The organism is Desulfovibrio sp. 7SRBS1, assembly GCF_049723905.1.
In the GTDB taxonomy this organism is placed as follows: domain Bacteria; phylum Desulfobacterota; class Desulfovibrionia; order Desulfovibrionales; family Desulfovibrionaceae.
Window position 1 is genome coordinate 1,404,195 of sequence record NZ_JBJKFD010000001.1, and the last position, 23,569, is coordinate 1,427,763.

Genomic DNA, 23,569 nt, shown 5'->3' on the forward strand with positions numbered 1-23,569 from the left:
TTTTTTGCTTCCTTTAAAAAGCAGGGGGAAGGTTTTGTACGACAGCAGTCCATATAATCTGTGGAACGCCAACAAGAAGGCCGGCATTATCCTGCTGTTGCTCCTCCTCTCCCTTTTGCCCTCCTCTTTTGCCGGCGCGGCCGAACATCCCAAATCCCGCCTGCTTCTTGTCACCGGACGCGTCGAGTGGAAGCCATATCTTGAATACAACTACGAGAAGCGTGAAGCCTCCGGGATTCTCTACGACATCCTTGAATATGCCGTGCAGGAGCACGGATACGAAATTTCCTTCAATCCCTTTCCCTGGAAAAGGGCCGTTCTTTTATTTGAAGAAAACCAGCTGGACATCATCTGTGGGGTGATCTGGAACAGAAGACGCTCTGTGGAATACAATCTTTCTTCTCCTATTCTCACGAACGAACTCAGAATATTCGTAACCAAGCCCTTTCCCATGAAATCGCTTGATGACCTCTCCGGCAAGAACGGGGACGGTGTTCGCGGCGCCAGCTACGGCGACAGGTTCGATGCCTTCCTTGTCTCGGGTAAAACGAATTTTACCCGCTTGGCCACCGATGCAAACATTCTGGACAGACTTCGCAAAGGATATTCGGATTATTTCATTGCCTCCAAAATGGACGCCTTGAACAGAATCAGAGAACGCGGGCTGGAGGGGGAGATTGTTCCTCTTCCGTATGTTGTGGATGATGTAAAAATACATATCGCGTTTTCCCATGCGCCCGAAAAACAACAGCTGTTTGAAAAGATCAAAAATACTTTGGACCAGATGAAGGCCAACGGCACTGTGCAGCACATTTGCGATACCCATCTGCAGTCCAACTGAAATCTCCCTTCCTTCTTGACCACCACCCGACTTTGCGGCAACGTGCCTGCGCCGGACGATACGGGCTGCCCGTCTTTCTCCGACCTGCTCATTGTCATTTTGTCGGCCTGTCGGCCCCGACCGGCTGGGTCTGTTTTGCCCTGCCCCGGTTGTTCACAATCCTTCATACGCACACGGAGTGCCCCATGAACGAAGTCCTTTGGGTCTGTTTCGCCCTTCTGGATCTGATCATGGTCCTGGCGGTTTTCCGCTATTTCGGACGTATCGGCCTGTACGGCCTCATCGTCTTCAACCTCATCGTCTGCAACATCCAGGTCCTCAAGACCATAGAGTTGTTCGGTGTCACCACCACGCTCGGCAACATCATGTACGCCAGCGTGTTTCTTTCCACCGACCTGCTCAGCGAACACTATGGACGCGAGCACGCCAAAAAAGGCGTCTGGCTCGGGTTCTTCATGCTGGTACTGACGATCATCTACATGCAGCTGGCCATCCACTTTGTTCCGGCCCCCAGCGACTGGGTACAGCCGCACATAGAAGCCATCTACGGCTTCATGCCCCGCATCGCCCTGGCAAGCCTTGCCGCGTACTTTCTTTCGCAAATGCACGACGTCTGGGCCTTTCACTTCTGGAAAGACAAAACACAGGGCAGGCACCTCTGGCTGCGCAACAACGCCAGCACCCTGGTCAGCCAACTGCTGGATTCGTCAATCTTCTGTTTTATCGCCTTTGTGGGCGTGTACCCCTGGCCCGTGTTCTGGGAAATTCTCTGGACCACATATGTCATCAAAATGATAATGGGGCTGGCGGACACACCGTTCATTTATCTGGCGGGGCGCCTCAAACCGAAAGAGGAACTTGCCTGACACGCAGGATGGCTCGATTCCTGAGAACAATTCCTGGGACCCCTTGACGCTGTGGCGCATCGAACCTAGTTATAATTCTTAGTTTCATGCCTCTTACGCATGGCGGGGGAGAAAGGCGGACACCTTATACGGCTCCCCCGAACCTCAAAGGAGTCCTCTCATGGAATCGACCCAATTGCTCATACTGGGAACCGGCCCTGCCGGAACATCGGCCGCCATCTACGCTGGCCGTGCTGGAATGAAAACCGTCATGCTCGGGTGCGCTCCGAAGTTCGCCGGCGACTATGAAATAGACAACTATTACGGTTTTCCCGAGACCATTTCCGGACGCGAACTTCAGGAGCGCGGTCTGGAGCAGGCCCAGCGGTTCGGCGTGGAAGCCGTCTGCGACCGTGTGCTCGGCGTTCACTTTGGGGAAAAAGGCGGCTTTGTTGCCAAGACGGAGAGCGGACGTGAATTTTCCGCCTGCGGTCTGGTTCTGGCTACCGGCGTTTCGCGCGTACGCCCAGGCGTGTCCAACCTGGAAGAGTACGAAGGAAAAGGCGTATCCTATTGCGTAAGCTGCGACGGCTTTTTCTTCCGCAACCGCCCTGTGCTGGTTGCCGGTGAAGGACTATTTGCAGCCAACCAGGCAATTGAACTGACGCAGTTCACCAAAGACGTGACTATCGTTCTGCAAGGGAAAAAATCGACCATCACCCCCGAATTCATGGAACGCCTCAGCGCAATGAATATCGAGGTGATCGACGCAAAGATAGAAACTCTGGAAGGCGAGGATGGGCTGGAACGTGCCCTTCTGAGCAACGGGAAAACGCTGAACGCCCACGGGTTGTTCATTGCCATGGGGCAGGCAAGCGGCAACGACTTTGCCTACACCCTGGGGCTGGAACGCAGCGGCGTGTTCATCAAGGTGGACAACGAGCAGCGCACGAACATGCCCGGCATTTTCGCAGCCGGAGACTGCACGGGCGGCTTTCTCCAGATTGCCGTTGCCGTGGGCGAAGGAGCAAAGGCGGCAAAATCCGCCATCTCCTGGCTCAAGAACGAGTGCCCCAAAAACAAAGAATAAAAGGCATTACGTGAAAGCAGCTGAGGAGATATAAAAGAAGGTGGCCCAATTGTGCGACCACCTCTTGACATTATAACCAAAAGCGGGCTATGTAGCTCAGCTCGACGGCGTATATGGGCCAATAGCTCAGTTGGCAGAGCTTCCGGCTCATAACCGGATGGTCCCTGGTTCGAACCCAGGTTGGCCCACCATCAACGAGGATAATGCATTGACTCCCTCGAAAAAGGTCCACTCCACACAACCCGATATACGCAGCAAGCGACAGAATAGGTGCTTGTGCGGGCATTCCCCGGCAAGCACTTTCTTTTTTTTGCGGCAATGAAAATAAGCCAGACGCTCGACCTCATAGAAAAGATCGCTCCGCCGAACTTGCAGGCGGAATGGGACAACAGCGGCGTCCAGATAGCTGGCCGCAAAGAAGAAGTGCATCGTCTGGCCGTCATGCTCGATCCGCTTCCGGAAACAGTTGACCCGGCCCTCGATTGGAACGCCGATCTCATTTTCTCCCATCACCCGTTGGCCCTCACTCCCAAGCTGCCCTCCAGGCTGGACGGCTTTCACCACATTCTACGCCGTGTGCTCGGCGCCGACGCCTGGCTCTATTCGGCCCACACGTCCCTGGATACAAATCCCGACGGCCCGGTCAACTGGCTGGCAAACGATTTGCTCCTGGAACAACGCGGCGTGATTGAACCGGTGGGTTCTGCGCAGGATAACGCAGGCTACGGCATTGTCGGCACCCTGCCCTCGGCGCAACCCCTGGAAGTTTTTCTCGATTCACTGGGCCGCCACATCAACCGCCCGTTCTGGACGGTGTGCGGCCCAAGGCCGGATAACATCCGCCGGGTAGGAATATGCCCCGGTTCCGGTTCCTCCATGGCGGAAGACGCCTTTGCCATGGGTGCGGATGTGTTCATTACCGGCGACATGAAATACCACCAGGCGCAGGAGACCACCGGCTGTATCGTCGATGTGGGACACTTCTGCCTGGAAGAGGAAATGATGCGGCGGCTCGCTGCATCCCTGGCACACAAGCTGGAGACAAGCCAAGTGGACGTCCGGTTCTTTGCCGGAAAAGATCCCTTCGAAATCCGGCTTGCGCATAAGTCCTGATGCGGTTTTGCCGCTCAGGTATTGAATATACTGGACGCCCGTCCGGAAAGGAGAGAGGGAAATGTATCAAAAGCAGATAGAACAGCTCGTAGTCCTGCAAAAGCTCGACGGCGAAATTCTCGTCCTCGAACAGGAAATCGACAACGCCCCCAAAGAACTCAAAGAACTTGAGGAACGTTACGGCGCGGCCCAGACACAACAAGAACAGATCGTTGAAAAGATAGGCATCCTCAAAGAGCAGCAGAAAAGGCTCGGCACAGAAATCGAAGATGATGCCGTCAAAATCAAAAAGTCCAAAAGCAAGCTCATGATGGCTTCCAACACCCGCGAATATCATGCCATGATGCGGGAAATGGACAATATGGAGAAACTCAACCGGCTGCGCGAAGAGGAAAACGTAACCCTCACCGAAGAAATCGCCCGCCAGGAAGACATGCTTACCCAGATGGACAGCAATGGTTCTTCCCTGGAAGATGAACTCAAGGAACACCGCGCATCGCTGGACGTTCGCATCGGCAAGGCCCAGAAAGCTCTGAACGAACTGATGAAAAATCGCGCCGTGTCCTGCGAAATCATCCCCAAGCCTATTCTCTCCCGCTACGAATTCATTCGCTCCCGCTTGGCGAATCCGGTCATCGTCCCTGTAGAGTCCGGCATCTGCACCGGCTGTCACATTGCCATCCCGCCGCAGACGTACAACGAGCTGCAGCGCGGAAAGCAGATACACAGCTGCCCAAACTGCCAGCGCCTGATCTACTGGGATCAGCATCTTCCCTCTGCCGAGGAAAAAAGCGCCGAATAAGCGCAGTTTTCCGGGAATTCCACGTCCCTCAGAAACGACTTTGCCGAAAAGCCCGGTGGTGTTGAACCGCCGGGCTTTTCTTTTGCCCATGGCTCCCCCATCCCCTACCTTACCGCCACCCATGGTCCCTGGAATTGCACACGCAGTACAATACTGCACGTTCACTTCCCACCATTGGATGGCCCCGACGCCTCCACAATCCGCACGGCCCGATCGTCTTTGAAGGCCGCTATTGTTCGATTCTGAACATAAAATGAGCGTTTTTGCTTTTATTTTGACATCAAATTTTCATTTTTTATTGACTCGCCCTTCAAATACAGGCTAATATGCAACAAATATTTTCCTATTTTAACACACCCTCAAATATAGATTTTACAAACAGAAACCGAACAGTAGAAATACTGTTTGAGATTTATACCGACTAATCATCGACACGGAGGGGAGTTGTGAGAATAAAATACGTATTAAGAATCGGCATACTTGTGTCCGCAATTGTCGGAGGCCTGGCTTTTTACGCTGCATTCAAGTTGCTTTCAGGTTCGATTCCGAACACACCCGACACTCCCACAGCTCCCACCGCTCTCGCCCTTTCCGCATGGACGGATCGACAAATTCTCTACTCGGTCTGCCTTGGCTGTGCAGCGTTTCTGGTCTCCGGGCTTGCATACGTTCAATGGGCCTCCCGCAAAATCACCACAGGCTGCCAAACAATTGCAACCTCCCTGCACAATCTGGGCAATGGCGATTTCAGTGCCTCGGATACAACGTCCGGTTTGGCCGAATTCCGGAAGCTCGAAGAACCCCTGGGCACCACCGTGCAAACCCTCAAACACCGCATCGGCTTTGCCGAAGGCGTACTAAACGCCATTGCCGATGCCTATCCCTTCATGACCTGCGACCAGGACGCAAAAATCGATTTCATAGGCAAACAGCTCCTCAAGGTTTCCGGCAAAACAGGGGATCCTTCCGAATACATCGGCATGACCATCGGCGGCTACATATACGGTGAGCCGGACCGGAAGACCCGCACGGACAAGGTCGTCCATGACGGCATCCGGGTAGAGGGAGAAACCCGCATAGAGGGCAACGGCAAGACAAATATTCTGCAGTTCTCCGCCGACCCCATCTACGGGCTCGATAATGAACAGATAGGCGCGCTGACCATCTACTTCGACCTTACCGAGGTGAAGGAGCAGCAAAAAGAAATAGAAGAAAACGCCAGCCGGGTGGCCCAGATTGCCGCGGAACTGGTGGACATAACCGAGCAGGTCAACGCTTCGGCCGGGATAATCGCCTCGCAAATAAAAGAAGCTGCCCAAGGAGCCCTGCACCAGTCCGAACGGACCACCGAAACAGCCACAGCCATGGAGCAGATGAACAGCACCACCCTGGAAGTGGCGCGCAACGCCATCAGCGCGGCGGACAACGCCGTCAATGCCAAGGAAGTGGCAAGCGCGGGGCAAAGCGAAGGGCAAAGCCTGATACGTTCCATCGAAGCCATGCGCAGCCAGACCGAGACTCTGGGAGGTTTCATGGAGGAGTTGGGAAAGCAGACGGATTCGGTCGGCAGCGTCATCAATGTTATTCAGGATATCGCCGACCAGACCAACCTGCTGGCCCTCAATGCCGCCATAGAAGCGGCCAGGGCCGGGGATGCAGGACGGGGATTCGCCGTGGTTGCGGATGAAGTGCGCAAACTTGCGGAAAAAACCATGAACGCCACGGACGAGGTCAGCACCGCCATAGAATCCATTCAGCACGGAGCATCCCGCTCCATAGAAGCCATGAAGCAAGCCAACAAGGCCGTGGAGACATCCACGGGGCTGGCCATGAATTCCGGGAAGACACTGGAAAAGATCGTAGATATAGTCAACAGCACATCCGATCAGGTCCAGTCCATTGCCACGGCAGCCGAGGAACAGTCCGCTTCCAGCGATGAGATAAACAGTGCCGTGGAGGATATCACCACCATAGCATCCCAAACAGCCGAAGGCATGCAGCAGGCAAATGAAGCAAGCACCGATCTCGTGAAAATGTGCGGAGAGCTCAACACCCTGATCCGCAGGTTGTCCGCCTAGGCCTGGAGAAAATATCAAATGAATCGCAGACTTTATTTTTTAGACAATCTTCGTGGGGTTACCATCTTTCTTGTCGTGTGCCTGCACGTCTTTCTTTGCTATATGGAATTTTCGCCGAGTTGGTGGTTCGTCATCGACCCCAAACCGTCCCTTTTCTTCACCTATTGCGTCATTCTCATCGACGTCCCCATCATGCCCACTATGTTTTTCATTGCCGGGTACTTTGCCCTCTCCTCGCTGCAAAAATACGGAATCGGCAAATTCTGGTCGCAGAAAATGAAGCGGATCGTCATCCCCTGGATCATAGGGGTGCTGCTTTTGTCACCGCCTGCCATGTACATGATTCTGCTGTCCCGAGGAGTAGCGCCTGGCTACATGGAATTTTGGGAAAAACAGTTCTGGACGAAGACCTTTTTCAACCAGTCTGTTTTCTGGTTCCTCAGCATGTTGCTGATATTTTTCATGGTTCTTACCGTGGCTTTCCGGTTATCCAAAACCCTGCAAAGCCCCCAGCGCGTATTGAAGAAGCCGGGTATCGCCCTGTTCGGCCTTTTCCTGGCTGCAACATCTGGCTGGTTCCTCACCATGAACCAGTTCTTTCCCGTAGATACCTGGCGTAACGATTTTTATTTCCTCCAGTTCCAGCCGTTGCGGCTGATGGTTTACGTGCTCTATTTCAGCCTCGGCATACTGGCCTGGAAACAACGGTGGTTTGAAGAAGACGGTTTTATGCCCAAACTCGCCCCCTGGCTAGCGCTTTGCCTGTTCTCCGCTTTTGCCTACACGCACTTCAAATTCCTCATGGCAGTGCGCAGCAACGAGCTTGTGGTACAAGCGGCCAACGCTATTTTCTTCAACCTTTTCGCTCTTTCAACACTGATGTCCGGGCTGGCCTTGTTTCGTCTGTTGTTCAATAACGACGGCCGCTACTGGAAGTCGTTTTCAAGAAGCTCCTACGGCATCTATCTTCTGCACTCCATACCGGTCTATTATGGAGCCTACTTTCTGCTCAGCCTGCGTACGTCCACCTATGGCAAGGCATCGCTGCTGCTGGCAGCATCGATATTCGTCTGCTGGGGGACCACAGCAGTTCTGAAAAGAAATCCCGTGTTCGCCAAGTTTCTCTGATCCGCAACACAACGGACAAATGTTCAGAGCCCCGCTCTCCTCCATATCCTTCCATCCCTCCATCCCAATCCGCGTCTCCACGACCCCATCCGGGATCGTGGAGACTACGGGATGCAACAAAAAACAACAAAGCCGGAGCGGCTTGTCTTTCGCTCCGGCTTTGTTGCAATCCAATATCTTATTCGTCTGTTTAAAGGCTCACAGCCTCCCCCTGCCCCACATTTCCTTCATCGTTTCCATTCCCCTGGTTCAGGACGTCACGCCATTTTCTTCTCCGGGTAGGAACCTGAATGGCTTCGCGCAACATGTCCTGAAAGGTCTCGCGGGGCACTTCCGTGGCACCCATGGCAACAATATGCGGTGTGGTCTGCTGGCAGTCGATGAAATGGAAATTCCATTGAGTCAGCAGGCGGCACAGAGTCACAAGCGCCACCTTGGACGCACAGGGTGCATGATGAAACATGGATTCACCGAAAAAGGCACCACCAAGGCTTACGCCGTACAGCCCGCCCACAAGCTTCCCATCCTGCCACGCCTCCACGCTATGGGCGAACCCTTCATCGTGAAGATTTTCATAGGCTTCTATCATTTCCGGCAGCAGCCAAGTGCCCTCTCCCTGGGGCCGGGTCGTTTTCGCGCAATGACGGATGACTCTGGAAAAAGCGGTATCCATGGTGACGGTAAAAGGAGACTTGCGCATCAGGCGGCGCAGACTGCGGGAAACGTGCACCTTGGAGGGAATGATGATGGGCCGGGGATCGGTGGACCACCAGAGAATGGGAGTGTTGTCGCTATACCAGGGGAAAATGCCGTGTGCGTAGGCCGTGAGGATTCGCTCGTAGGAAAGATCCCCGCCCACTGCCAGCAGGCCGTCCGGCTCGGCGTGACGAGGATCGGGAAAAACGCAGTCGTCGCTTAATAGAAAAACGGACATCGCACCCTCTTTGCCGTGTCCCGACGAAGACCGGCGCAAAAGAAACGGCGTGCCGGAATACGTTCAACGCACCGGCACGCCGTAACAATTACTAATTTTTGTCTTTTTTCTTGTCCTTGATACGAAACCGGAATTCCTTGGTCTTGTCTTTTCCGGTCTTGCACTGCACTTCCACTTCGCCGCCCTTGACCAGTCTGCCGAAGAGAATTTCATCGGCCAGCAGGTCTTTGACCTCGCTTTGGATCACACGTCCCAAAGGTCTGGCTCCAAAAGCCGGATCGTACCCCTTGAGGGCAAGCTGCTTTCTCGCCTCGGCGGAAAGGCTGACGTGAACCCTCTTGGATTTGAGCTGCTCGTTCAGTTCGCTGACAAACTTGTCCACGATGCGTTCCACAATGGCCTGGTCCAAATGACCGAACGGTACAATACCGTCCAGGCGGTTGCGGAATTCCGGGCTGAACAGGCGTTCCACTTCCTTGAGGGCCTTGCTCGTGTCGGCTTCCTTGCCCTGTCCGAAACCAATGTTGGACTTGGTCATCTCCCGTGCCCCGGCATTGGAGGTCATAAGGATGATGATGTGGCGGAAGTCGGCCTTGCGTCCGTTGTTGTCCGTCAGGGTGGCGTAGTCCATGACCTGGAGCAGAATATTGAAGATATCGCCGTGTGCCTTTTCGATTTCGTCGAAGAGCAGCACACAATAGGGATGCTTGCGCACATCGTCCACCAGCAGCCCACCCTGGTCAAACCCCACGTAGCCCGGAGGCGATCCGATGAGGCGCGAAACCGCGTGCTTCTCCATGTATTCGCTCATGTCGTAGCGCAGAAAGGACACGCCCAGCACGTTGGCCAGCTGGCGGGCAAGTTCGGTTTTACCCACGCCCGTGGGGCCGATGAGCAGGAAGTTGCCCAAGGGACGTGTCTCGTTGCCCAGTCCGGCCCGCTGCCTTTTGATGGAGCGCGCCAGGGCATCGATGGCGCTGTCCTGGCCGAAGACCACATTCTTGAGGTCGTCATCCAGGTGCATGAGCCGGGTCTTGTCCGACGAACTGACACGCTGGGCAGGTATGCGGGCCATGCGGGCGATAACGCGTTCCACATCACGCACGGTGATGGTGCCACATTTTCCTGGCCTGTCCAGCTTGCAGGCCGCGCCGGTTTCATCCAGCACGTCGATGGCCTTGTCGGGCAGGAACCGGTCGTTGATGTAGCGCGCCGAAAGCGTGGCTGCGCTGCGTATGGCCGTGTCTGTGTAACGCACGTTGTGGTGCTCCTCGTAGTAGGACTTGAGCCCCTTGAGGATGGACACGGTTTCATCAACGGTCGGTTCGGTTATTTCTATCTTCTGAAAACGCCGGGAAAGGGCCCGGTCCTTTTCGAAGATATTCTTGTATTCTTCAAAGGTCGTGGAACCGATGCAGCGGATCTGCCCGGAGGCAAGCAACGGTTTGAGGATATTGGAGGCATCCAGGGAGCCGCCGCTGGTCGCTCCCGCCCCTATGATGGTGTGGATTTCGTCCACAAACAGGATGGCCTCGTCATTATCCTTGATGGCATTGACCACGCCCTTGAGTCGCGCTTCGAAATCGCCGCGATATTTGGTTCCAGCCAGAAGTGCGCCCATATCCAGGGCGTAAATCTCCGTATTCTGAAACAAGTCGGGCACTTCCCCTTTCACGATGCGCAATGCCAGGCCTTCGGCCATGGCGGTCTTGCCCACTCCCGCGTCCCCCACGAAAATGGGGTTGTTCTTGCGGCGGCGGGCCAGCACCTGGATGGTGCGGCGCATTTCCGCATCACGTCCGATAAGCGGATCAATTTCTCCTGCCTCAGCCTTGGCGATGAGGTCCACGGTGTATTGAGCCAGCACCTTGGCTTCCTTCGAGGCGTCCTTTTTCGGTTCCACCGGAAGTTCGTCTTCCTCGTCCGGAGTTTCCGCCGCGGGCAGGCCGTGCGAAATAAGCTCCAAGACATTCAAACGGGTAACCCCGTGGGTTTTTAGAAAATAAACGGCATAGGAGTCTTCCTCGTCGAAAAACGCGGCCAGAACGTCGCCGACTTCGACCTTGCTCTTCCCAGCGGACTGCATGTGCAGAATGGCACGCTGCAACACACGCTGTACGCCCAAGGTCTGGATGACTTCGGTCTGGTCCACCTCGGGAAGAACTTCCATGTGCTCGTTGAAGAAACCTTCCAACTGAGTCACCAGGCGCGATGCATCCGCGCCGCAGGTCTCAAGCAGGCTCCGCCCGTTCTCATCCTTGGCCATGGCGTAAAGCAGGTGCTCAAGGGTAAGATACTCGTGGTTGCGCCGTTTAACTTCACGGACAGCGTCCGTCAGCACGGTTTCTAATTGTTTGCTTAGCATCGGTCAGACCTCTTCCATGCTGCACTTCAGCGGATACCCGGCCTCCCGGGCCAGCTTGTGCACCATGTTCACTTTGGTTTCCGCCACCTCAAAGGTATACACCCCGCATACTGCCTTGCCCTGTTTGTGCACGGTCAGCATGAGGTCCGTTGCCTGGGCATGCGTCTTGTTGAAAACATCACACAAAACCCGAACCACGAATTCCATGGTGGTATAATCATCATTGTGCAGGAGGACCTGGAACCTTCTAGGTTCCTGGACCTTATCCTCCACAAACACTTCGTTATCAAAACGTTCGTCAGGAAATTTGTCAGCCATTTTTTCGTTCCTGTGTTGCCCCTAGGATACGAGGTAAGTATGATTACGCATTTGTGAAGAGCAAGAGAATGAAAGTGCCAGCCTTAGTAGGGATTACATCAGAAACACCAACGGGCGTAAAGCAGCTGGTTATTATTTTTTTATTCCCAATTCATGCCGGATGGCTTCGCCGCGTGCAGGAGGAAACGTAAAACTGTCCTGCGGTGGAAGATTGCCCGCACGCCGGAATTCCCTGTTCAGTTCATGGTAGTTCCTGTCGGATGCGCTGGCAAGGTCCAACCCAAGAAGTTCCGCGGCGCGCATTATGGAAGGTTCGTCGCCCTCTATCTCCACAAACAGGCCGAAACAGACCTCGTCCAGACAGATATGGCAGCCCTCCAGTTCCCATGTTTCGCGAATTTTCTCGTAGCTGAACGCCTGTATGAATCCCAGCACTCCAAGTATTTGTGAAATGGCGTCAAAATCCGCCACTCCGGTTTCGAGTTCGCGGCAGACCTTGGCGAACCCGGAGGTTGCTTCGGGCGGGAGTTTTACGGTCAGCAGGGTTTCGACAGCCCCTTCACGAACTTTGCCGCCAGCCTTGTCCCCAGCCTTGTTCATAGACACATTCCTGCGCAACCGAAGCAACACCTTTTGTTCGCGCAGAGTTGCACGGTCCTTGTCCTTTACATCCAGAACAATATTTTCCTCAAACATCCTGGTGCAATACAAGGCACCGACAGCAGCGAGGCGCATGCGAACCGGTTCAAAATCGTGGACCGGAAATTTGGCCTCTATTTCCATGGACATACACGCCTCGGCAGGGTTGATGAACAGCCGTCTCAACCCCACGGTTGAAACTTCGTTGCACGCACTGAGCTTTTCCGATCATTCCTTTTCAAACAGGGTTCGTCAACTTTCGCTCCAACCGTAGCGGATGGCAACCGTAGAGTGACTTCTCTTCCCTGTCTGCGCAGGAGCAGGCGGGAGGTTTCATAAAGGATCATCTCAGAATAATCATAAAAAAAATACGGTTACAGAAAACTCATCCAACCTGTCTCTCCTGCTCTCCTCATCCGGCATGTCTGCCAACGGATAAAAAATGTCAACAACCTATTTTTTTCTACGAATATATTCAGTGGAACAGGATAATAGACAAGCAAAGCGATCCACCCCCTGAAATAGGTTCTAAATGGAAAACAAGATCAACATTTTTTCCTGATTTGTTACAATTTAGTGACGTTTGTGTTACAAACTTGTTGCATTACGAACTTCATGAGTGTACGCCCCCACCTATAAATTTCGATAAGGAAAATTTTATCGCATTACTTCATTTATGAGAACATAAATGAACATCTATGGTACTTTTTAAAACATATTGATCATTTCTATAATAGCAATACTGACTACATCACGACATCCATACAGCATCGCAAGATATAAATTACGTTATTTTTGCCTGGCAAATTCATTTTGTGTTTTTGATATAGAAAGGAGATTGGGATGATCGGATTTTTACGTCCTGCTGCCCATATATCCAGATTGGATGATGGGAAAATCGACCCAGTGTACAAGCGTCTTCGTATCCAGGTCTTTCTGGGTATATTCTTCGGATACGCGGCGTATTATTTTGTACGGAAAAACTTTGCTCTGGCAATTCCTTATCTTGTTCAGGAAGGCTTTAGTAAAGGCGAACTTGGATTCGCTCTCTCGGCAATTTCCATTGCCTATGGACTTTCCAAGTTTCTTATGGCTTCCATCTCGGACCGCTCCAACTCCCGGTTCTTTCTTCCACTGGGACTTACCGCGTCCGCTGTTGTTATGATGACCATGGGTTTCTTCCCCTGGGCCACTTCCAGCGTAACCATCATGTTTGTGCTGCTGTTCATCAACGGATGGTTCCAAGGCATGGGCTGGCCTCCCTGCGGACGCCTTATGGTCCACTGGTGGTCCAAAAGCGAACGCGGCGGACTCGTTGCCGTATGGAACTGCGCACATAACGTGGGCGGCGGCATTCCGGCTCTGCTTTTCCTGCTCGGTATGACCATTTTCGGCGACTGGCACACCGCTTTCTGGATTCCCGGCCTCGCCGCATTGGTGATGGCTGTTATCTGCCTCGTGGTGCTGCGCGACACCCCGCAGTCTTGTGGTCTTCCTTCCATTGAGGAATACAAAAACGACTACCCCGAAGACTACGACAAAGAAAAAGACGAACAGGAATTCACAGCCAAGGAAATTTTCGTCGAGTACGTCTTCAAAAACAAAATGCTGTGGATCATCGCTTTCGCCAACGTGTTCGTTTATCTGATCCGCTACGGCATCCTGGACTGGTCCCCCACGTACCTCAGCGAAGTAAAGCATTTTACCCTGGACAAATCCTCCTGGGCTTACGCCCTGTATGAATACGCAGGCATTCCCGGCACCCTGCTGTGCGGCTGGATGTCCGACCGCGTATTCAAGGGCAACCGCGGCGCTACCGGTTTCTTCTTCATGTTGCTGGTCACCATCGCCACTGTTGTCTATTGGCTGAACCCTGCGGGCAACCCGGGTGTCGACATGGCTTGCATGATCATCATCGGCTTTCTCATCTACGGTCCGGTCATGCTCATCGGCCTGCACGCTCTGGAACTGGCTCCCAAAAAGGCTGCCGGAACAGCTGCCGGTTTCACCGGACTTTTCGGCTACATCGGCGGGTCCGTGGCAGCCAGCGCCATCATCGGATACACAGTGGACTCCTTTGGCTGGGACGGCGGCTTCTACGTGATGATCACAGGTTCGGTCATTGCCTGCCTGCTCATGCTGCTCACTGTTGCAGGAGAAAAGCGTCACCGCCGGAAAATGGAAGCAATGGGCGAAACAGCCTACTCTTCCCGTTAAACGCTCATCCCATCACTCCTCTTCCTACAAAAGGCATCCTTCGGGGTGCCTTTTGTTTGCCCTTCTGAAATTGCCCGGAAAAATCTCTCTTTCCCCAAAACACGCACAATAATTTTATCACTCGCCCGCAACATATCTACCAGCTCGCGCCATCACTGCCTTTTCTCCAACCTGTGGCATCCAGGCTCCGGCCTTCCGTTTCCGTAAACATTGGAGTACCCTACGCGGCGGTTGAAACGTCAACGATAAGACAACGAGAGACTGAAAAGTGCAAAAAATTCTCATTATCGCGCTGGGAGGCGCACTCGGTACCGTATCCCGCTATGGCCTGGGCGGACTCGTCCAACGTATGGCCGGCGGGTCGTTCCCCCTGGGCACCATGGTCGTCAACATGCTGGGGTCGTTTCTCTTCGGCCTTGTTTTCGGCTTTCTGGAAACACGTTTGCCGCTCAATGCCGAAGCACGCATGATACTGCTGACCGGCTTCATGGGGGCTTTCACTACATATTCGACCTTCATGTTCGAATCCCACTCCATGCTGCGGTACGGCCAGTGGGCCTCATTTATGATCTACCTCGTGGGCCAGATTGTACTCGGCCTCGCTCTCGTACATACCGGCCTGTACCTGGCCCGCAAAGTCTGAACACCAAGGAGCGCACTATGCCTATGCACACCAACGGCGCCATGCGCCTGCGCATCTACACAAGCGAAATGAAAAAATACGACGGCAAGCCCCTTTTTGAGGAAATCATCCGCACGGCAAGAAAGCAGGGGCTGGAAGGCGGTACGGTCTTTCGCGGCGTGGCAGGCTACAGCCCCGGCAACGCGCTGCGGACCTCGCGCATTCTCATGCTTGCCGAAGACCTACCCCTGATTATCGAAATAGTGGACAACCCGGAAAAAATAGAAGCTTTTCTCCCTTGGTTGGATTCAGCCATGGACCAGGGATTGGTGACCACTGAGCCGGTGCATGTGGCAATGCACAAATATAAAGGCAAAGAATAAGAAGATGCCTCCGGCGGCCGGGGGAGGTAACCTCCCCCGGACCCCCATATTACGATCAGGCCGTGTATCCGGAAAGCGTTGCTTTCCGGATACACGGCCTGATCGTATTTCGGGGAACGAGAATTGTGGCTCGCACCAAAATACTCCCCAAACACGAGGCGGCTCAAAGGGGAGTGAGAACAAGGCGTAAGAAGAACGCAAGGCTGACGCGTATTTCCCGATACGCGAAGATTTGAGTTCTTTGAAACAACGCAGTTATTGCCTTCAGTCACCTAGGGCACATCGTGGTACTCGTAAATATATTGATACCCAGCAACCGTCCCGTTTTGCAGATCAAAACGCACTAACGTGTATTGAAGGTCGCCCTGCGACACCCTCCATCTCCAGCCGCACACGATGTGTTCGTTTTCTTCCCCTTTGCAGTCCCATACATAGAAAGGAAGAACGGAATACAAATTCTGGAGCCCTAAAAATGGAGGGAGAAAGTAATAAATGGCACCCTTGTCTTTTCCCACGACTTCCGCGTCGAGCCTGGCAGACAGATCCGCCTGCTTGTCTGCACAGCCAAGCAAAGTGCACATCAACAAGAGGAGTAAAAACAGAACCAGCCTTTGCACACGCACAACCCGACATTGTATTGTGGTAGACAAGTATGCTTCCCCCAAAACTCTAGGCGGATCAAAATGGGGTGAGACAAGGCGTGAGAAGAACTCAGTTATCACCCCATTTTCAGCGACTAAAAAGATTAGGTGGCTCAAAATGGTGGGAGGGCAAGGCACGAAAAAGATTTAAGACTGACGCGTATTTCTTTTATACGCGAAGGTTTAAATCTTTTGAAGTAACGCAGCCATCGTGCCATTTTCAGCCGCCTAGACCGCCTTACCCCAACACCAGACACTTAACCTGACTCGGCACAGCACTGATACCCGGATCGTTCATGCTCGCACCGTTGTGCTTGGTCATGCTGGTAAGCCGCTGCGCAGGCGGACCTCCCATGAACACGGTCAGGCTGCCGAGGGTAAAACCCTGCGGCCCCATAACCATGCCCGAAGCCACACCAAGCATGACGCCCGCGTTGTCGCCGTTGCTGATGGTGCCCATGGTCAGCTGATTCTGGGCAGGTGCGCAGGATACCAGCACGTTCATGGCATTGGTGGGAGGTATGGTTGTGGCCCCCACTCCGATGTTGGGATACGGCACAGGTGCGGGCGCTCCGGCCGCCACACCGGGAGTGGTGCAGGTATCGGGAAAGCCCATCTGGACCCCGCCCATCATTGTATTTGCAAACATTGCCTTCTCCTAGTTCAATTGCACGGTTTCCGCGTCTATCTTCACATGGCCCTGCGAGGTATGCATGGTCTGCTTGGTGTGCACAGTCCAGGTGCCGTCCACCAAGTAGCGGGCCTGCCCCACCTGCACGTCCTCGGCCTCTTCCACCTTGCGGTGGTTGGTCTTCATGCGTTCGACCACACGTCCGAAAAAACTATCCACGGCCTGCGCCACCTGCCGAATGCGCTCAAAACGCCCGTCAAAAAAACGCGACGTCAGGGTGGTTTTCTCAAACGAACCTTCAGCTTCCACGGCATTCATGGAAATTCTGGATGCGGCCACCCCCACCTCCTGGCCCGAAGTCAACCGGATATCCTGCGGCGAGGTCAGGCTCACCTGTCCGGCGGCTTCCAGATTCAGGTCGCCATGTACCAGGAGCGTGGTGGGCTGGTCGGCGTCGGGACGCTCCAGAACAGACAGCACATAAACCTGCCCCGTCATGTCGCGGGAAAGGAGCACTGTATCCCCCGGCAGAGGACGAACCAGACACGACACCGCCTGCCGAGCGGAAAATCTGGCCGTAGGCGTGCTCACCACAATGCCGTCGGCTTCCAACAATTCCACCTGGGCGTACTCAAGCTCGGGCTGGGGCTGGTCCATTTTTTGGGCAAGATTGTTGCTCATTACTTGTCTCCTTTCACGTCCCCTGCGTCTTTGGCGCTTTGGGACTGGTCCGGCTGAAAATCCACGGCATTGGACCGCCGCGCCGGATCGTTGATGTCACGCACGATATCCATGTGATCGCGCAGATAGGTTTTCTTGAGGTTGGCACCTTCCAGCCGGGTCTGACCGATCTTGGTCTTGAAGAACTCCGCGCCGTAAAGGTTGGCATGGCGCATGTCGGCATTGGTTACCCAGGCCTTGCGCAACGAGCCTTCATACAGGTTCATGCCCTGCATGTCCGCGTTGGTCATGTCCGTATGGTTGAAGCGGGTCTGCCGGGCTTGTACGCGCTGCAGATTCGCACCCGGTATTTCACATTGTTCCAGCATGGAGCGGTAAAAATGCGCGCCCCGGAAGTCGGCCCCGGGAAGCTTGGACCGGAACCAGGCGCCGCTCTCACATGCAATGTCCGTAAAATCCGCATCCACCAGGTTGGTGTCATTGATGATGCGGCTGTTGTGCATGTCAGCCCCGGCAAAGACAGGCTTCTGCCCCTGCGACTCCAAAATATAGAGCTGTCGGGCCTTGGCCTCCACAAAGCGGGTATTGTCCAGCGTGGCCTTCATAAAGACGCAGCGTTCCATATCCGCCTGTCCAAAGTCGGCACGGCTGACGTCGGCTTCAATGAAATAACTCGAAACCGCCGTTGCCTGCGTAAAATTGGCATCATGGCAGATGGCCTTTTCAAACAGGCTTTCGGAGATGTCCGCCCCCACGCAACGGGCCTTGGTAAGGTCGGCCCCCACCAGCATGGCCTGGGTTACAATGGCCCCGGACAGGTCGGCCTGCACAAACTTGGCTTTTTTACAGATGCTGCGCCGCAACCGGACGTTTTGCAGATTGGCCTTGGTAAAGTCGGCCTTTTCCGCCACGCATTGTTCCATGTCCGCGCCCGACAGATTGGAACCGCTGAAGTTCGTGCCCACCAGAATGGCATTTTTCAAATTCGCGCCGGACAGGTCCAGCCCGGACAGATCAAGCCCCTGCAAATTCTTCTGGGCAAGGGTACGCCCGGCTGCATACCTGTCGATAACGTCCTGTCTGGTGAACTGCATGGGGTCGTCCGGCTCCCATCCCGCCTTTTTAAGCTGCTCCTGCGCCCAGGCAGGCAGTTTGCCCTTACCACCCAGTTCGGCCATTTGGGCTTCGGCGTCCTTTTGCAGAGCTCCGGCATCGGCAAAAAGTTTGGAAAATTTCCCCTCGAACCCACCGAGTTTTTTTTCCAGTTCGGGCGTCATCTGCCCGGCATCCACAATACGCTTGCGGTTCTCGGCCATGGCCTCGGCAAACTCTTTGGCCATGTCCTTTACAGGCACCCCTTTTTCATTGGCAAAAGACATTTTGAGCGGGTCTTTCGCCAACAGGTCGAGCACGGGCTGCGGGTCCTTGTTGTACTTTTTCAGGGTCTCCGCCGCCTCGGTCAGAACGGCCTTGCGCTCCTGTTGGGCCTTGTCCACCATGGGCTGCACATGGTCCTGAATCTTCTTCTGAAGCCGTTCCACAAGCCCCTTGATGTCGTGCTTGGGCGGCACGGGCGGCTTGGGTACCAAATCGCTGAACCCGTCGTCGTCCAGCTCCTCGTCTTCCGGGATGTCGGCCACCAGTTCCGCAGGCAACAGCCCCCGCACCCACTTGCGGATGTCCAAGCCCTGCTTGCGGGCCGTAAAAAGGTCGAGGCCGTACGGAAACGGCGCCGGTTCCGGCGTTTCGTGCAGTGAGGTCCAGGGATCGAGGTCCAAAGGCTTGTCCTCGGGATGGGCCACGTAGACATGGCTGGCTTCGGGCACCATGGCCGCGGTGTCGTCATCCAAGGTATCGCCGGGAGTTTTCATGGCCAGCACGCCGACCATGTCGTCGGCCTCCTGCTCAACCAGCCGTGCCTGCAAAGCATCGGGCAGGATGAGCACGGGCTTGAGCGGCTGTACGGCACGGGCCAAGGCTCCCTCTTCCGAACCATCCACCCTGTGCCACGGCTCGGCGCTCCCGATTTTTTCCGGCCACTCGCCGGGCAACAGGCAAATGTCCACCAGATCGGCCTGCTGAAAACGGGGAATGACCAACCCCGCAGGAATAATCAGTTCGTCCGGGTCGCGGCCCTCGGCCTCGGCCTTTTCATCCGGTTCCAGCCCCCATTGGGCGCGGCTGTGCACGGCCTCCACCGGGTTTATGCCTACAAAGGACCGTTTGAGCGTATATGGCCGAAATCCCAAACGCCGCATGGTCTTGAAGGCGTCCGGGTCTTCATCGATAAGGCGTTGGCGGCAACGGACCACAAAGTCGAATCCTCGGGTCTTCCAGGGATCGCCGGGCACTCGGTCCTGTGCCATGTCCATAGCTGCGTCGAAATCGGCCAGGATATCGGCGGCGAATTTAACGGCCTCCCCCCCATTGGGCACGCCTTTGGCCGCGGCCTTGGTATATTCCAGCTCCGCCTCCATTTTTTTGCGCATGTCCGCGGCCTTGGCGGCGGTGTCGGACTTCATTTTCTCCACACGTGCAACGGCTGCGGAAATATCTTCCTTGGCCTTGGCCATCTTTTCCCGGCCCTTGGCCACGGCTTTGAGGTCCACCTTGGCCATATGGCCGAACTTGGCCTTGACCTCGGTGAGCTGTTTTTCTGCCATGTCCATATTGGACATGCCCATATCAAGAACGGCGTGGGCCTCCTTGGCCACCTGGGCCGGAGACTTCTTGACCATGGGAGCCTTGCCCAACCCCTCGTCCACCTTATCTTCGATGATCTTGGGAAGGTCCTTGAGCTGATCCACCGCGTCCTTGATTTTTTCCTGCGCCTCCTCAAGCGGAGCAAGGTCGATTTTTATGGAACGGTCGAGTTTGCGTTCCAGTTCTTCCTTATAGTGCTGCAAAGATTTAGGGGCTTCGTCCATGGGCTCGGTGACCAGAAAAAGATATTTCACGTCCAGCGGTTCGTCGTCGTGAATCTCGAAAACAGTCCGCGAAAAGGTCACACCCCGCTCCCTGTGGGGGAAGAGCCAGACCGTATCCACGCGGGTTTCCTGCTCCACAAAGTCGTATTCGCCGTCGCGGTCCCGCCAATCCTTGAGCCGATGGATGAAAATACGCTGGCGCAGACGGGGCAGGCGCGAGAGCAGACGAGGATGGCGGGGATGCATGTTGGTCAGTTCAATGTCTTCTTCCCCGCTGAAAAATTCCTTGGCCCACTGGTCCTCGGGCGTGACGTTGAAAAACGTCCAGTCCATGTCTTCCGGGTAATAGGGCCAGCGTTCCCTGAACCATTTGTCATCATAAGTGCCGGTTTTGGAATGGCGCTGGGGCCACATGAGGTCGATGGGCATAAACCCGGCAGGTGTGGGCCTGTCCGAAGGCGAGGTTACCGGATGGTCAGGATATTCCACATTGGGCAGCGGAATCACCTTTCCGCCGGAATCCGTAACAATGGGGTCGTGCCCCTTGCCCAGCGGATTTTTGGGAAAACCAGGGCCGCCAAAAGCCTTTTCCCAGGTAAGGTCCAGCATGGTGAACGGCGTGGGGCTGGTGGGGACCGGACCAGCTGGGGTTTTATCCCAAAACCTGGGGCCAAACACATGCAGTTCCTTGGCAACGTTGCCCACGCGCACGCCCACGGGGCAGGCAGGCGCGGGTTTGCCGCCAGGGGTGTAGCATTTGCCACATACCACCACCTCGCCACGTTGCTTGGGCAGCCCCATGTCGAAGACGGTCTCCTTGCCTATCTCCTCCTGAACCATGGGCCACATTTCGCTTTCCTTGAGCGGCTCGTCAGGGTTGTCCAGGCTGAAATACGTCATCACGGCCACGGAAAAATAATATTTATCCTTCACCCCAAAGGTATTGAGCATAACGCCCTGTTCCAGCTCCCTGACGCATTTCATACATTCAGCCCCTTTATGATTAGCCTAGGAACGTGGTCGCCGCCGTGGACAAGTGGTCTGCGGCGTTTCTGATGGCAGCCCCGACGTTCCGCACCTGCGTGCCGGATGCACCCGTATCCTGTGCGGCCTGTTCCAGTTTGGTGGCTGCGTTGTTCATCTTGGTGGCTGCCACCTTGACCTTGGACAAAGACGACTTGATCTGGGAAGCGTCGCTCTTGATTTTTGTGATGTCGCTCTTGACATTGCTGGCGGCTGCTTCCGTGCGCTGCATGGTTGCGTTCACGTCATCAAGCAGGGCATTGACCCTGTCCGCCGCCGCTTTGGTGGCTTGGCCCCGCACCTTGGATTTGTTGACCGCAACCTTGGTATTGCTACCGTCCAGGGTTATTTCCTCGGGCGCCGCCTTGTCCTTGAATCCCCAAATGAACGTCCGGCCCAGGCTGGCGAAAAAATTTTCGCCATTGTAGCTGCTGGACTTCAGAATGTTCACACCCAGAGACCCAAAGGTAATTGATGCGCTTCTCCCAAGAGAAATACTGTAATCCAAGCCTGTTACCCATTTAACGCTGGCACCGCCCAGGATGGAGACGCTGATCGCTCCCAACACTATGCTGTTGGAAATACCGCCAACCTTGATATCATAGTTGCCTTTCACGGCTCCTTTGTAGTCACCTTTGGTATGAATCAGATATCCGTCTTTGCCCATGTGCTTCCTCCATTATGCCTGCCGCTCAAGGACGATTGTGGGAATGAATTCTGCGAATGCCATGTCAGTCATCGATATTCCCGAGCTTGATGTAGGTGTCGGATTTTGGGGAATGGAACAAAATCTGCTCACTGCCTTTTTTGTCCTGCATGGACAGCTTGTTGTTTCCGCCCGTGGTAATGGCGTTCTGCGTCTGATTGGAGGCATTCACCGGGCTGGGGCATTCCGGGTTGGCTGCCGCGCCAAGGATCATGGGCCGGTCCGGATCCCCCCCGGTAAACACCAGCATAACCTCCGCCCCCTTGTGCAGCGGGAAGTGCATACCATAGCCGCCTCCGGCATAGGGCTCGGCCTTGCGCACCCAGTGCGATGCCTTGCCGCCGCCACGTCCGGCAGTATCGAACGGCAGCCGGATCTTGTAGCGCCCCCACTCGTCCAGCTGCGCATACTGCCCCGTGCCCGAGGCATCCACATGGGCAGGCAACACGCCTTTGAAGAGCGGCTTTTCACTGCTGAGTTGGGGCCTGTACTGCACATCAAACGGCATGGCCTCGAAACTGTTGCGGTACCCGGACCAACGTTCGGATGCAGGAAACAAAGAGGCCAGCCCGGAGCCCAGATGCGAAATCTGCGCCCCCTGATGATGCACACTCAGGGCAAGATAGTTGCCGTCCAGGTCGGGCTGAAAATGTTCCTTCAGGGAAAAGCCCTGCCCAACCATAATGCCGGAACAGGTGCTTTTTCCCGGAAACACCACTTTGCGGCAGGCGTATTCTTCCGCGCGCAATGTTGCCAACCGGTCGCTCTCGGACTGATTTCTGGCCCGTTGGTTGAAAAGAAAAACCTCTCCCATGCCGAATTCGTCCACATCGGCCTTGCCGCTCAGTTCAAGCGAGGGAGTACGGTAGTTGTAGTCTTTAACCCGCAGGGACTTGGGCAGCTGGCTCAAGCGTTCGGAAAATTCGTACACCACTTCTTCGCCTTCGGGCGCACGCTGTCCTTTGGGCTTGCGGTAGCGCAATTTTGGCCCCATGGAGAGGAAATTCTTGTCATCCGTCACAACCAGACGTTCCCGCTCCTGGTCCTGCTCGAAGAAATAAAACAGCCCCCACTGTTCCATCCAGCGGGAGAAAAAATTCATATGGCTTTCGTCATACTGGCAGACAAACTCGTATGGCTCGTACTGCGCGGAAAGAGACAGGCGATAGTCGTCAGCGGAAAAATTGCCGTCGGCAAGAATCTGCTCGGCCAGCTGGGGCAGGCTTTTATCCAGAAAAACCTGATTGCGCCGAATGAAATGCAGCCCCCACAGGCGCGGCATAAGCTTGGCCCGGTACAGGGCAAATTCCTTGAATTCCCTATCCTGCTCAAACTCCGTGACCATGCCGTGAAAAACACGTTTTTCGCTGTTTTCACCGTCCGGCAAGAGCTCCAGGCGAGCCGGAGAAGATACTATGGAGGGCAGGTCGGGATTCTTGTTCGTGGACACCAGGACGATGTCAAACTCATAACAGCGGGAGATCTGCTCGGTCCCAGTAAAGGCGACCACACCGAAAGTGTCATCAGCAAGGGAATCCGATACAAACGCAAACATGGGCTCGTTGGTAAGGTATTGCATGCTCTC

At 54.8% G+C, this 23,569-nt stretch carries 19 protein-coding genes and 1 tRNA gene; 11 read left to right on the forward strand and 9 right to left on the reverse strand.

The genetic code is table 11. The annotated features are described in order from the left end of the window. Window positions 1-34 precede the first annotated feature (34 nt). The 8 genes from ACI0FJ_RS06640 to ACI0FJ_RS06675 all read left to right on the forward strand — a co-directional run bounded on the left by ACI0FJ_RS06640 (window position 35) and on the right by ACI0FJ_RS06675 (window position 7,897). Window positions 35-841, forward strand: coding sequence for a substrate-binding periplasmic protein (locus tag ACI0FJ_RS06640; protein ID WP_424300733.1), 807 nt, complete (start codon window positions 35-37; stop codon window positions 839-841). Between the two features lie 185 nt (window positions 842-1,026). Further along, complete coding sequence (locus tag ACI0FJ_RS06645; RefSeq protein WP_424300736.1) at window positions 1,027-1,707, forward strand: queuosine precursor transporter; 681 nt, start codon at window positions 1,027-1,029, stop codon at window positions 1,705-1,707. Window positions 1,708-1,867: 160 nt separating this feature from the next. Beyond that, complete coding sequence (locus ACI0FJ_RS06650; RefSeq protein WP_424300739.1) at window positions 1,868-2,776, forward strand: NAD(P)/FAD-dependent oxidoreductase; 909 nt, start codon at window positions 1,868-1,870, stop codon at window positions 2,774-2,776. A 115-nt stretch (window positions 2,777-2,891) separates the two neighbouring features. After that, window positions 2,892-2,967, forward strand: a tRNA-Ile gene (locus ACI0FJ_RS06655). An 85-nt stretch (window positions 2,968-3,052) separates the two neighbouring features. Further along, entirely contained in the window at window positions 3,053-3,889 is an 837-nt protein-coding gene (locus ACI0FJ_RS06660; protein ID WP_424300742.1) for a Nif3-like dinuclear metal center hexameric protein, read from the forward strand. Between the two features lie 61 nt (window positions 3,890-3,950). Beyond that, on the forward strand, window positions 3,951-4,691 hold the full coding sequence (locus ACI0FJ_RS06665; protein ID WP_424300745.1) for a zinc ribbon domain-containing protein: 741 nt from the start codon (window positions 3,951-3,953) through the stop codon (window positions 4,689-4,691). A gap of 446 nt (window positions 4,692-5,137) precedes the next feature. Further along, window positions 5,138-6,769, forward strand: coding sequence for a methyl-accepting chemotaxis protein (locus ACI0FJ_RS06670; protein ID WP_424300748.1), 1,632 nt, complete (start codon window positions 5,138-5,140; stop codon window positions 6,767-6,769). 18 nt (window positions 6,770-6,787) lie between these two features. Further along, complete coding sequence (locus tag ACI0FJ_RS06675) at window positions 6,788-7,897, forward strand: acyltransferase family protein (RefSeq protein WP_424300751.1); 1,110 nt, start codon at window positions 6,788-6,790, stop codon at window positions 7,895-7,897. Between the two features lie 190 nt (window positions 7,898-8,087). On the opposite strand, the gene aat is transcribed toward ACI0FJ_RS06675, so the two are convergent. From aat to ACI0FJ_RS06695, 4 genes are all read right to left on the reverse strand, one after another. Continuing rightward, window positions 8,088-8,831, reverse strand: coding sequence for a leucyl/phenylalanyl-tRNA--protein transferase (aat, locus tag ACI0FJ_RS06680; protein ID WP_424300754.1), 744 nt, complete (start codon window positions 8,829-8,831; stop codon window positions 8,088-8,090). Window positions 8,832-8,922: 91 nt separating this feature from the next. Then, window positions 8,923-11,196, reverse strand: a complete 2,274-nt coding sequence (gene clpA / locus ACI0FJ_RS06685) for an ATP-dependent Clp protease ATP-binding subunit ClpA (RefSeq protein ID WP_424300757.1) — start codon at window positions 11,194-11,196, stop codon at window positions 8,923-8,925. Between the two features lie 3 nt (window positions 11,197-11,199). Further along, a complete protein-coding gene (clpS, locus tag ACI0FJ_RS06690; protein WP_424300760.1) occupies window positions 11,200-11,514 on the reverse strand; it encodes an ATP-dependent Clp protease adapter ClpS in 315 nt (104 codons plus the stop codon). Window positions 11,515-11,646: 132 nt separating this feature from the next. Then, window positions 11,647-12,345 (reverse strand): class IV adenylate cyclase, encoded by a 699-nt coding sequence (locus ACI0FJ_RS06695; RefSeq protein ID WP_424300763.1) that lies wholly within the window; start codon window positions 12,343-12,345, stop codon window positions 11,647-11,649. A gap of 651 nt (window positions 12,346-12,996) precedes the next feature. Between ACI0FJ_RS06695 and glpT the strand changes: the two genes are divergently transcribed. From glpT to ACI0FJ_RS06710, 3 genes are all read left to right on the forward strand, one after another. Continuing rightward, window positions 12,997-14,370 carry a glycerol-3-phosphate transporter gene (glpT, locus tag ACI0FJ_RS06700; protein ID WP_424300766.1) on the forward strand — a complete coding sequence of 458 codons (1,374 nt, stop codon included), beginning with the start codon at window positions 12,997-12,999 and terminating at the stop codon, window positions 14,368-14,370. A 268-nt stretch (window positions 14,371-14,638) separates the two neighbouring features. Then, on the forward strand, window positions 14,639-15,013 hold the full coding sequence (gene crcB, locus ACI0FJ_RS06705; protein WP_424300769.1) for a fluoride efflux transporter CrcB: 375 nt from the start codon (window positions 14,639-14,641) through the stop codon (window positions 15,011-15,013). Between the two features lie 17 nt (window positions 15,014-15,030). Beyond that, the gene (locus ACI0FJ_RS06710; protein ID WP_424300772.1) at window positions 15,031-15,375 is read left to right on the forward strand and encodes a DUF190 domain-containing protein; all 345 of its coding nucleotides are present in this window, start codon (window positions 15,031-15,033) and stop codon (window positions 15,373-15,375) included. 879 nt (window positions 15,376-16,254) lie between these two features. Here the strand turns inward: ACI0FJ_RS06710 and ACI0FJ_RS06715 are convergent. From ACI0FJ_RS06715 to ACI0FJ_RS06735, 5 genes are all read right to left on the reverse strand, one after another. Continuing rightward, a complete protein-coding gene (locus tag ACI0FJ_RS06715; protein ID WP_424300774.1) occupies window positions 16,255-16,665 on the reverse strand; it encodes a DUF4150 domain-containing protein in 411 nt (136 codons plus the stop codon). 9 nt (window positions 16,666-16,674) lie between these two features. Continuing rightward, complete coding sequence (locus ACI0FJ_RS06720; protein ID WP_424300777.1) at window positions 16,675-17,328, reverse strand: DUF3540 domain-containing protein; 654 nt, start codon at window positions 17,326-17,328, stop codon at window positions 16,675-16,677. Then, the gene (locus ACI0FJ_RS06725) at window positions 17,328-21,239 is read right to left on the reverse strand and encodes a DUF2169 domain-containing protein (protein ID WP_424300780.1); all 3,912 of its coding nucleotides are present in this window, start codon (window positions 21,237-21,239) and stop codon (window positions 17,328-17,330) included. Before ACI0FJ_RS06725 ends, ACI0FJ_RS06720 begins: the two co-directional genes overlap by 1 nt. A gap of 19 nt (window positions 21,240-21,258) precedes the next feature. Then, on the reverse strand, window positions 21,259-21,945 hold the full coding sequence (locus ACI0FJ_RS06730; protein ID WP_424300783.1) for a hypothetical protein: 687 nt from the start codon (window positions 21,943-21,945) through the stop codon (window positions 21,259-21,261). Window positions 21,946-22,009: 64 nt separating this feature from the next. Next, window positions 22,010-23,563 (reverse strand): type VI secretion system Vgr family protein, encoded by a 1,554-nt coding sequence (locus tag ACI0FJ_RS06735; protein ID WP_424300786.1) that lies wholly within the window; start codon window positions 23,561-23,563, stop codon window positions 22,010-22,012. Between the last annotated feature and the right edge of the window lie 6 nt (window positions 23,564-23,569).